Source organism: Rhizobium sullae, from assembly GCF_025200715.1.
Classification (GTDB): Bacteria; Pseudomonadota; Alphaproteobacteria; order Rhizobiales; family Rhizobiaceae; genus Rhizobium; species Rhizobium sullae.
The window spans coordinates 2,749,489-2,759,627 of the sequence record NZ_CP104144.1; the positions used below are offsets into that span (position 1 = coordinate 2,749,489).

The window sequence follows — 10,139 nt, forward strand, 5'->3', positions numbered from 1 at the left end:
ACGAACACACCGATCATGACGAGGGCCATGTCGAAACGCTCGCAGCCCGGCGATGACCAGCGCGCCGGGAGTTCGAACGAGAACTGATCATTGAACGGACCAAAGCCGGTCTGCCGTCAGCCGGCGCAAGAAGACGACATGGCGGTCGTCGCTTCAAGATGACCCCGGCCAAGATGCGTCTCGCGCATGCAGTAATTGGGAAACCGGAAACCAGTGTGCGCGATCTTTGTGAGGAACTCGGGATTACCCGGCAGACGCTCTACGGCTTCGTCGGATCGAACGGTGAATTGAGAGCTGATGGTGAAAAGCTGCTCAGCCTCGCAAGCGCGAAACCTGAAGCATGCGAGGCAGACAGCGTCCCCCTTCTCCGGCCGCTCTCGACGACCCCATCTCGTACCTTGGTTCGGGGAAGTTTTACAGCAAGCCATGACCCTATCCGGACCTTTATACGCCGATTTCCTTCCCCGATAACTGACATTGCGTGCAACCAATGGTCATAACCTAAACTCGCCCTTTATCGACCCATTTTCGCTGCCCGATAAGCGACATTCGCGCGACCGCCTCCCATGACCCTTGCTGACCTTCTTGAGCCGTTGCTCTTGCCAGAAAGCAGACATTGGCCGCGACCAGTGCTCATGATCCGTTCCTGACCTTTCCTACGAGGTAGTCCGGGGTCGGACTGATAGACTCGGTCATGAAGCGTCGGTACACTGCCGGACTGCTTTCTGATGTGAGTAATCGCCGAACATGACCGACGAACACATCCAGCGTCGACTCGCCGCCGTAATGGCTGCCGATGTCGTTGGCTACAGCCGCCTCATGGAAACGGATGAGGCCGGCACGCTGGCCGCGCTCAAGTCCCGACGTAAGCAAGTGCTGCAGCCGTTGGTCGCCAGGCACCATGGCCGGGTCTTTAAGGTGACTGGCGACGGCGTGATGGTGGAGTTCGCCAGCGCCGTCAATGCTTTGCAATGCGCCGTAGACGTGCAGCATGCGATGGCTGCCGCCAATGCCGCTCTGCCTGAGAAGCTCCGTATCGTGCTGCGCATTGGCGTCAATTTAGGTGATGTGATGGTCGAGGGCAGTGACCTTTATGGCGATGGCGTCAACATCGCTGCGCGACTGGAAACCACCGCCGAGCCAGGCGGCATCCTTATCTCCGGAACGATCTACGACCACGTTCGAAATAAGATCGAGGTTGGTTTCGAGGATCTCGGGGCCCAAGCCGTGAAGAACATTGCCCTGCCAGTGCGCATCTACCGCGTTTCCGGCACGCCGCCTGTTGTGATTTCCACATTCAAGACCATCGCCGACAAGCCTTCGATTGCCGTTCTGCCATTCACGAACATGAGCAGCGATCCCGAGCAGGAGTACTTCGCTGACGGTCTGGCGGAAGACCTGATTACTGACTTGTCGAAGGTGCCCGGTCTGTTGGTGATCGCACGCAACTCTACATTCGCCTACAAGGGGAGGTCAGTCGATGTCCGCTCCGTCGCCAGGGATCTGAGAGTGCGTTATGTGCTTGAAGGAAGTGTGCGCAGGGAGAAGGCAAGGGTGCGGATCAATGCCCAGCTAATCGACGCGACGGACAGCAGTCATCTCTGGGCTGATCGCTTCGACCGAGATTTGGCGGACGTCTTCCTGTTGCAGGACGAGGTCGTCCATACGATTGTAAGTGCCCTGTCCGGCGTGTTGCCGGGCGCTGTGACCTTCAGCACACGTAGGACGGCAAGTCTCGAAGCGTATGATCTCTTCGTCCGCGGCCGAGTGCTGGTGATTCAGTCTCCCGAAAGCAACAGGGCCGCGCCGCCGCTCTTGGAAAGGGCAATCGAGCTTGATCCCGGCTTCGCCGATGCTCACGCATGGCTCTCGATGAGCCACCATTTCGCGTGGGCCTATTGGCTGGATGCTCCAGAGCGACATCATTCGCTGGCTCTGGCGGCCGCCCGGCGCGCCGTATCGCTTGACCCGGAAAATGCAGTGGCCCATGCAATCCTCGGCGACGTGCTGATCTACGATGGCAAGCCGGATGAAGGCGCGGCGGAACTGGCCATGGCCCTTCGGATCAACCCCAATCATGCCGATGCCTGGGCGTTCCTGGGGCAACTGAAGGCGTTCGAGGGAGAGGCTATCGAGGGCATCGGACATTTGCGCCACGCCATTCGCCTCAATCCGCACCCGCCGGGGTGGTACTATTGGCTTCTCGGGCTCGCCCAATACGCAGCGGGTCAATACGCCGATGCTGTCGAAACGCTTCGGCATGAGGCAACGCACCGGCTCGGCTCGCAACGCATCCTGGCTGCGAGTCTGGCGCGGCTGGGGCATATGGAAGAGGCCAAGGAAGAAGCAAGGGAATTCCTCGCCTTGAACCCAAGCTTTTCAATCCAGCACTGGGCAAGCACACAACCGTTCCGGCACCAGGCCGATCGACAGCATTTCATCGATGGCTACGAAGACGCCGGCCTGCCACGGTAGGGCCGGACGTGGCCGCAACCCACCCGTGCAAATTTGGATATCTAGCCTTGCTGACCATTCGCACAGCCACATTTGCCGACGCAGACGCGATTTGGAGCATAGTCGAGCCCATCTTGCGGGCAGGCGAAACCTACGCGCTGCCGCGTGACTGGAGCAGATCCGACGCGCTGTCATACTGGTTTTCCCCGGATTACGAGGTGTTCGTCGCAGAGACAGACGAACTGGTGATAGGAACTTATTATCTGCATGCGAATCATCGGGGCGGCGGTGCCCACGTCGCGAACTGCGGCTATATGACCGCGCCGGACTCGGTCGGCCAAGGCGTCGCGACGGCGATGTGTCAGCACTCTCTGAGACACGCGGCTGCGCGAGGCTTCCGGGCCATGCAGTTCAACTGCGTGGTCAGTACCAACAAACGCGCGGTCAAGCTTTGGCGTCATCTTGGATTCGACGTTGTCGGAACGATTCCGCACGGTTTCGAGCATCCGATTGTGGGATTCGTGGACACCCTGGTAATGCACCGATCGCTCTGACTGGCTATGCGCAGGCACATAGCGGCCGCTTCTGTAACAGGCCCTCCCGAGTCAATCCCTTACGAGCTTAACCCCTCGCCGAGTGCTTGCTTCTGTCCTCAGTCGACACTGAGGTCATGTCGTTGGGCCGGAAGGGCAGCTGTAGATTATATAGGGTGCGTGGGCGGCCGGCTCAGGCAGCGTTGCGCCTCGGAATGCGCGGCAGGAAGACCGTGAGCAGGCCGAGCAGCGGCAGATACGAGCTGATCCGGTAGACGAATTCAATGCCATGACTGTCGGCGAAATCACCGAGGAAGGCAGCACCCAGGCCTCCTGCCCCGAAGGCGAAACCGAAAAACACACCGGCAATCAGGCCGACACGGCCGGGCACCAGTTCCTGCGCAAAGACGACGATCGCCGAGAATGCAGAGGCAAAGACGAGGCCAATGACGACGCTGAGCACGCCGGTCCAGAGGAGGTTTGCATAAGGGAGCAGCAATGCGAAGGGGATGACGCCAAGGATCGAGAACCAGATGACGAAACGAGACCCGAAGCGATCCCCGATCGGGCCGCCAAGGAAGGTGCCGACGGCGACCGAACCGAGGAAGAGGAAGAGCATGAGCTGCGCCTGCTGCACATCGAGCTGGAACCTCTCGATGACGTAGAATGTGAAGTAGCTCGACACGCTCGCCATATAGACGTTCTTCGTTGCCGTCAGCAGGACGAGAATAGTGAGTGCGATGACCACCTTGTTCTGCGGCAAGGGCAGAGTGCGGCTTATGGCGTGCTTCCCGGCATTCTGCCGGCGGTGGCTCATGTACCAGTTGCCGACCCAGCCGAGCACGACAATACCGACCATGGCGATGGCAGAAATCCAGGAGACGCTATGCTGGCCGAACGGCAACACGATGAAGGCCGCAATCAGCGGGCCGATCGCCTGCCCGGCATTGCCGCCGACCTGGAAGAAGGACTGCGCAAAACCGTGACGGCCGCCGGAGGCAAGGCGGGCGACGCGCGAACTTTCCGGATGGAAGACGGCCGAACCGAAACCAATGAGGCTGGCGGCGACCAGCAGCAGCTCGAAACTTCCTGCGTTGCCAAGCAGAATGAGGCCGCAGAAGGTGCTCGCCATGCCGACCGGCAGCGAATAGGGCATCGGCCAGCGGTCGGTGACGATCCCGACCAAGGGCTGCAACAGGGAAGCTGTGACCTGGAACGTCATCGTCAGAAGTCCGATCTGGACGAAATCGAGATCGTAATTCGCCTTGAAGAGCGGATAAAGCGAGGCAAGCAGCGACTGCATGATATCGTTCAGCATATGGCAGAAGCTGACTGCCACGAGGATCGACATTGTCGTCTTCTCGAAACGGGGCGCGGTCTCGCTCAATACGGCCATAGGCATTACTCCCGCGGCTCGCTGCTGATGCCGCTATCACTTTTCATGAAGAAGATTCTAACGAACGGAGCCAAGGCTTTCGGCAACGGCCGCCTGGGGATGCATTTATCGCAACCTAGGCGTCAGTTACAGCCCAGTTTTTGCCAGATCGGTACGCCGGTGCCTTAATTTTTCACTGGAACGCCTTTATTGCTGCGCGAATGGACATGCCACACGAAAGTATCAATTGAATTTTCCTATATGCTCATACACAATCACTTCGCCCGCGATGCTGCCTCGAAAAGGCGCCCCCTCAACACAGTCCATGGAAATAACGAAATGAATGCAAAAGCTCCAAATGCAATCGACATCTATGTGGGCTCGCGCGTGAGGATGCGCAGACTGTTATTGGGGTTTAGCCAGGAGCGGCTGGCAGATCAGATCGGCGTTACCTTTCAGCAGGTGCAGAAATACGAGAAGGGCATGAACCGCATCGGCGCGAGCCGGCTACAGAGGATTGCCGAAGTGCTCGCCGTACCGCCGAGCTTCTTCTTCCAGCAGGATCCTTCTAAGCCGCTGAGCCTCGACGGACTGGAGCTTTCCGGGAATACCGATCCGGTCGGCGAATTCCTGCATTCGAAGGAGGGCCTGGCGCTCAATCGCGCGTTTCTGAAAATTACGGACGCCACCGTGCGCGAAAAGGTGCTTTCGCTGGTCAAGGCGATGGCCCAAGCCGGAGACCGCCAGGATATGGATGCCGGCACCACAAAATCGGAAACGGGTGTTCCGCTGAACGGCTGATGGGAACGCTGCGCAACTCATGAAGTCCTTACCCGGCTTCTGCCGGGGTAAGTGACGGCCGCCCTAAAGGCATCGCCGCTTAAATCAGCTTTTCGAGCGTGATTGGCAGCTCGCGAATGCGCTTGCCGGTCGCGTGGAAGACCGCGTTGGCGATCGCGGGCGCCACCCCGACGATCGGCAATTCGCCGACAGCCTTGCCGCCAAGCACGGACGCATGGTGATCGGGAATGCCGACGGAAATGACCTCAAGATCCGGCACGTCCGAATTGGTGGGCACGAGATAATCCGCCAAGTTGTTGTTGATGACGCGGGCATAGCGTTCATCGACAATACCCTCCTCCATAAGCGCCTGCCCGATACCCATGATGATACCGCCGCGCCATTGGCTTTCGGCGAGCTTCGGGTTGTAGAGCCTGCCTGAATCGAGCGCTGAAACCATGCGCGACACGCGAACGGTGCCGAGATCCTCATCGACGCGGACTTCGACGAAATGCGCACACCAGCTGTGAAGCGAATAGCCGCCTTCGGTAGGCGCTTTCATCGTCATCATCGTCGTGAAGTTGTCGTAGCGATCTTCTCCCTCCCGCTTGTCTTCCGGCAGCGTATCGCGGAGCGTCTCGACCTTTTCGCGGCCAATTTGCCGCATGAAATCTATGATCGCAACGCCATCACCTTCTCTCGGCGGCAAGATCCGCCCTTCGGAGATCGTCAGCGTATTTGCCTGCGCATCCCGGAACGGCGAGTTCGGGTCATTGAGGGCAAGCCCGATCAACTCGTCGCGCGCGGCAAGGGCGGCCTTATGAACGGCACCTGTCATCAGGTTCGCGAGCTGCGAGCCGCCGGCGACGGGCGCACGCGGCAAGGCCGAGTCGCCGAGATTGACGCGGACCTGCTCGACCGGGATGCCGAGGACTTCGGCGGCCGTCTGAGCCAGGATTGTATAGGTTCCCTGGCCCATGTCGATGCCACTGCTTGCAACCTCGGCTGTACCATCGGCAAGGATTCGGACAAGCGCCTCGCCGGGCGTGCGGCGCACCGGATAGGTGCCGGCTGCCACGCCCCAGCCGATCAGCTGCTTGCCGTCCCGCATGGAACGAGGCTCAGGCGAGCGTTTCGGCCAGCCAAAGGCATCCCCACCTGCGGCAAAAGCCTCGCGCAGTTGTCTCGTCGACCATGGGATCTTGGCATGCGGGTCGCGCTCGGCATAGTTCAGCAGGCGGATTTCGACAGGGTCGATGCCGACTGCATAGGCGAGTTCATCGATCGCCGACTCGAGGCCCCATGCGCTGGGATTTTCGCCGGGCGCCCGGAGCGCGCCGGGCAGAACCGTATTCACCGGGATGATATTCTGCTTCGAGCTGAAGTTCGGAACATCATACATGATCGAGGTAACGGCACCGAGCGGCTCGACGGCAACACCAGTCATCGCGGTTTCGTTGGCACCGCGCTGGACGATCGAAAGCAGCCTGCCTTGCTTCGTTGCGCCGAGCGCCAGCGTCTGCCGGGTGGCGGGGCGGCCGCCGAAGGCCGTGAATGTCTGCGGACGGGTGACCGCGAGCTTGATGGGACGGCCAAGTTTCCTTGCCGCCATGATTGCAAGCGCCGCATGCGGAAGCGAAAGCGCCTTTGAGCCGAAACCGCCGCCGATATAAGGGGAGATAATCCGGACGTTCTCGAACGGCAATCCGAACCACTCGGCATAGCTGCGCGCCATGCCGTCCACCCATTGGCTCGGCTCCCAAAGCGTCAGCACGTCGCCGTCCCATTTGGCGATCAGCCCATGGGGTTCGATAGGCACGTTGTATTCACGGGGTGTCTTATATTCGTGTTCGATCCGAACGGGGGCTTCAGCCAGCGCGCCTTCTGCATCGCCCCATTCGATCGTCATTTGCTCGACGGCAATGCCGTCCCCTGCCCGTGGATCATCAAAGCCGAAGATTGCCGGTTTTTCGTCGTAGCTGACGTCGATCAGCGCCGCTGCCGCGGTTGCCTGCTCGAGCGTTTCGGCGATCACGGCCGCCACATGCTGTCCGCTGAAGGTAATCTCCTTCGTCAGCGCGAGATAGGGACCTTCGGGACCAGGCGTGCCGGCCCAGGTGGTTGCCGATTTGAGTTGCATGATGTTGTCGGGCGTCAGCACGAGCAGCACACCAGGGGCGGCCTCAGCCGCGGAAATGTCCATGGATTTGATGGTGCCTGCCGCCACCGTACTCTGGATCGTCACGCCATGGACGACATCGTCGACTTGGTTTTCGATCGCGTAGACTGCCTTGCCGGTGATCTTCGCAGGTCCGTCCATGCGCGACAGGCGCCCGCCGAGCACGCCATCGGCGGCGTCGCCGCGCTTGATCTTCGTTTCCATGACGGTCATGCGAGACCTCCCATTTTCTCTATGGCGCGGGCAACGACCCGCGGCGCCAGATCGATCTTGTAGCGGTTGGCGCCATGATCTACGGCACCTTCCATCGCGAGCAGGCTTGCTTTTGCAATCGCGGCGGCATCGAGCGTCTTGCCGATCAAGGCACGTTCGACCGCGCCGGCGCGCCACGGCTTGGTCGCAACCCCTCCGAGTGCAACGCGAAGGTCACGGATCGTTTTGCCGTCATCTTCCAGCGCGAGGCCGACGGCAGCGCTGGCTGCGGCGAACTCGTAGGATTGCCGGTCGCGGACCTTGAGATAGGTGGAACACCGGGCCGCTTGCGAAGCGGGGATAGAAATGGCGGTTATGAGTTCGCCGCGTTCAATATTGTGTTCCAGATGCGGCGTGTTGCCCGGAGCCACAAAGAAGTCGTCGACAGCAATCTGCCGCTCGCCGAGATGGATCACGGCGTCGAAAGCGACGAGCGCTACCGCGAGATCGCCTGGATTGCCGGCGATGCAATGCGCGCTGGTACCCAGGACTGCGTGATTGCGGGTGATCCCGCCGATTGCCGAGCATCCCGAGCCCGGTTCGCGCTTGTTGCAGGCCTTAAAAACTGCCGGATCGCGGAAATACGGACAGCGGGTGCGCTGAAGGAGGTTGCCGCCGATCGTCGCCATGTTGCGAAGCTGGGCGGATGCCGCCAATGACAGCGATTCCGAAACCGCTGGGAACGCTTCCATTATGACCGGATGCTCAGCAACCTCGGCCATCTTGGCAAGCGCACCGATCGTAACGCCCGTCTCGGTCGATGAGATTGAATTCAAGTCGGGAATAAAGGTGATATCGACGACCGTTTCCGGCTCGGCAATACCGCATTTGGCAAGATCGAGCAGCGTGGTGCCGCCGGCAATCAGCATCGCGCCATGTCGGACGACTGCCTCACGGGCCTGGTCAGTCGACGACGCGCGGAGATAGGAAAACTCTTTCATCGGGCCATCTCCGCAGCTTCACGCACCGCCGCAACGATGCTGTTGTGGGCTCCGCACCGACAGAGATTACCGGACATATATTCGCGGATCTCGCTATCGGAACCCGTATGACCCTCGCGAATGCAGGCAACCGCCGACATGATCTGGCCTGGCGTGCAATAGCCGCACTGGAAAGCATCATGCTCAAGGAATGCCGCCTGGACCGGATGAAGGCCGCCATCCGCCCCAGCCAGACCTTCGATCGTCGTGACTTGCCGCCCTTCGGCCTGAGCCGCGAGTGTAAGACAGGCAAGCACGCGCTTGCCATCGATATGGACGGTGCAGGCGCCACACTGCCCCTGGTCGCAGCCTTTCTTCGTGCCAGTGAGAACCAGATGTTCACGTAGTGCATCGAGCAGCGTCACACGCGGTTCGACAGCAAGCGCGTGTGACGTGCCGTTGATATCAAGCCTGAGGTTGATTGTCCGGGTCATGGTGTTCTCCTGCCTTGACGGAAGAATTTGCATCGTGATCGAAAGTTGCCGGTCTTGAATCGCAAAGTGCGTGAACCAGCTAAAGCCTGGCCTCTGCGGGATTCGCTTTCATCTAGGGCGCCTGCGCAATTGAGACATGACTTTCCGCCTCTTTCTGCGATAACAGGTGCAAGGCACTCTACTTAAACGGAGGCGCCTCCGATTAAACTAGCGGCTCGCGCGGCAGCGTCAAGCCCCTATCCGCAGGAGAGGCTTTTGACCGGAAAGGCAATGGCCGGAGGCGAGGCGAAAACCGAAAGGCGCACGCGTGCCGATGCGCTGCGCAATCGCGACAAGCTGATCGCCGTTGCGGCTGTCGTCTTCGCCGACCACGGCGTCGAAGGTTCGCTGGAGGAGATCGCCCGGCGCGCCGGTGTCGGCATCGGTACGCTTTACCGCCACTTTCCGACGCGCGAACATCTGGTCGAGGTTGTCTATCGGCGGGAACTGCAGAATCTGGCGACAGCCGCTAGCGATCTTGCGGCCACGCGTCCGGCCGACCAGGCCCTTGAGGAATGGATGCACCGTTTCGTCAACTACATCGCCGCCAAGCGCGGCATGGCACAAAGCCTGCGGATTTTGCTCAATTCCAACTCGGAGCTCTTTGCCGAAGGCTCTGGTATCATCTCCGGTGCTCTTCGACAGTTGGTGGACAACGCGGCCATAAAGGGCATGATCCGCAACGACGTGGAGAGCACCGACCTTTTGCATGCGCTTTCCAGCATCTATTCGATGCCCGACTCGCCCGAATGGCGTGAGCGCACAGGCAGGCTAATCCGCCTGCTGATGGATGGACTTAAATGGGGTGCGAATAAGTCTGGTTGATTGGGCCGTCCGATTCGGCTTGTTCGGACGCTTGGCTCTTCCAGGTAATACGATGATATGATTAGTCTTCGTTTCGTTACTGAAGTCAAAGGCCAGTTGAGTTCTGTAAGCCGTACTTTTGGGCCGAGTGCCAAATGCGTGCGGCGGCGACTGAGAATTGTGCGAAAACCTCTAAGAAAGAGGCTTTAACCCGCTGTTAAGTCTAATGGCCTTGCAAGAAAATGAGAATCGGCGCTAAATGCGGTTTCATAGCCATCGCGGCGTTAAAATCGCATTTTCGAGATTTCC

At 59.8% G+C, this 10,139-nt stretch carries 8 protein-coding genes and 1 pseudogene; 5 read left to right on the top strand and 4 right to left on the bottom strand.

Annotated elements, in window-relative coordinates:
* Positions 1 to 68 precede the first annotated feature (68 nt).
* The 3 genes and pseudogenes from N2599_RS37740 to N2599_RS34040 all read left to right on the top strand — a co-directional run.
* Positions 69 to 317: pseudogene (locus tag N2599_RS37740) on the top strand (recombinase family protein); the annotation flags it as partial.
* A 430-nt stretch (positions 318 to 747) separates the two neighbouring features.
* On the top strand, positions 748 to 2,475 hold the full coding sequence (locus N2599_RS34035; protein WP_027511554.1) for an adenylate/guanylate cyclase domain-containing protein: 1,728 nt from the start codon (positions 748 to 750) through the stop codon (positions 2,473 to 2,475).
* A 50-nt stretch (positions 2,476 to 2,525) separates the two neighbouring features.
* Positions 2,526 to 3,008 carry a GNAT family N-acetyltransferase gene (locus tag N2599_RS34040; protein ID WP_027511555.1) on the top strand — a complete coding sequence of 161 codons (483 nt, stop codon included), beginning with the start codon at positions 2,526 to 2,528 and terminating at the stop codon, positions 3,006 to 3,008.
* 172 nt (positions 3,009 to 3,180) lie between these two features.
* On the opposite strand, the gene N2599_RS34045 is transcribed toward N2599_RS34040, so the two are convergent.
* Positions 3,181 to 4,383 carry an MFS transporter gene (locus N2599_RS34045; protein WP_027511556.1) on the bottom strand — a complete coding sequence of 401 codons (1,203 nt, stop codon included), beginning with the start codon at positions 4,381 to 4,383 and terminating at the stop codon, positions 3,181 to 3,183.
* 318 nt (positions 4,384 to 4,701) lie between these two features.
* Here N2599_RS34045 and N2599_RS34050 point away from each other — a divergent pair, with 318 nt between their 5' ends.
* On the top strand, positions 4,702 to 5,163 hold the full coding sequence (locus N2599_RS34050) for a helix-turn-helix domain-containing protein (protein WP_027511557.1): 462 nt from the start codon (positions 4,702 to 4,704) through the stop codon (positions 5,161 to 5,163).
* A gap of 79 nt (positions 5,164 to 5,242) precedes the next feature.
* Here the strand turns inward: N2599_RS34050 and N2599_RS34055 are convergent, their stop codons facing one another.
* Genes N2599_RS34055 through N2599_RS34065 form a run of 3 tightly spaced genes read right to left on the bottom strand, consistent with a single transcriptional unit; the run spans position 5,243 to position 8,987 of the window.
* Positions 5,243 to 7,534 carry a xanthine dehydrogenase family protein molybdopterin-binding subunit gene (locus tag N2599_RS34055; RefSeq protein WP_027511558.1) on the bottom strand — a complete coding sequence of 764 codons (2,292 nt, stop codon included), beginning with the start codon at positions 7,532 to 7,534 and terminating at the stop codon, positions 5,243 to 5,245.
* Positions 7,531 to 8,514 carry an FAD binding domain-containing protein gene (locus N2599_RS34060; RefSeq protein ID WP_027511559.1) on the bottom strand — a complete coding sequence of 328 codons (984 nt, stop codon included), beginning with the start codon at positions 8,512 to 8,514 and terminating at the stop codon, positions 7,531 to 7,533. The genes N2599_RS34055 and N2599_RS34060 overlap by 4 nt, the downstream gene beginning before the upstream one ends.
* The gene (locus N2599_RS34065; RefSeq protein WP_027511560.1) at positions 8,511 to 8,987 is read right to left on the bottom strand and encodes a (2Fe-2S)-binding protein; all 477 of its coding nucleotides are present in this window, start codon (positions 8,985 to 8,987) and stop codon (positions 8,511 to 8,513) included. The genes N2599_RS34060 and N2599_RS34065 overlap by 4 nt, the downstream gene beginning before the upstream one ends.
* Positions 8,988 to 9,257: 270 nt before the next feature.
* Between N2599_RS34065 and N2599_RS34070 the strand changes: the two genes are divergently transcribed.
* Complete coding sequence (locus N2599_RS34070) at positions 9,258 to 9,851, top strand: TetR/AcrR family transcriptional regulator (RefSeq protein WP_027511561.1); 594 nt, start codon at positions 9,258 to 9,260, stop codon at positions 9,849 to 9,851.
* Positions 9,852 to 10,139: the final 288 nt, after the last annotated feature.

Coding starts and splice junctions, on each gene's coding strand:
- N2599_RS34035 (WP_027511554.1), top strand. CDS start 748: ATGACCGACGAACACATCCAGCGTCGACTCGCCGCCGTAATGGCTGCC.
- N2599_RS34045 (WP_027511556.1), bottom strand. CDS start 4,383: ATGGCCGTATTGAGCGAGACCGCGCCCCGTTTCGAGAAGACGACAATG.
- N2599_RS34050 (WP_027511557.1), top strand. CDS start 4,702: ATGAATGCAAAAGCTCCAAATGCAATCGACATCTATGTGGGCTCGCGC.
- N2599_RS34055 (WP_027511558.1), bottom strand. CDS start 7,534: ATGACCGTCATGGAAACGAAGATCAAGCGCGGCGACGCCGCCGATGGC.
- N2599_RS34060 (WP_027511559.1), bottom strand. CDS start 8,514: ATGAAAGAGTTTTCCTATCTCCGCGCGTCGTCGACTGACCAGGCCCGT.
- N2599_RS34065 (WP_027511560.1), bottom strand. CDS start 8,987: ATGACCCGGACAATCAACCTCAGGCTTGATATCAACGGCACGTCACAC.
- N2599_RS34070 (WP_027511561.1), top strand. CDS start 9,258: ATGGCCGGAGGCGAGGCGAAAACCGAAAGGCGCACGCGTGCCGATGCG.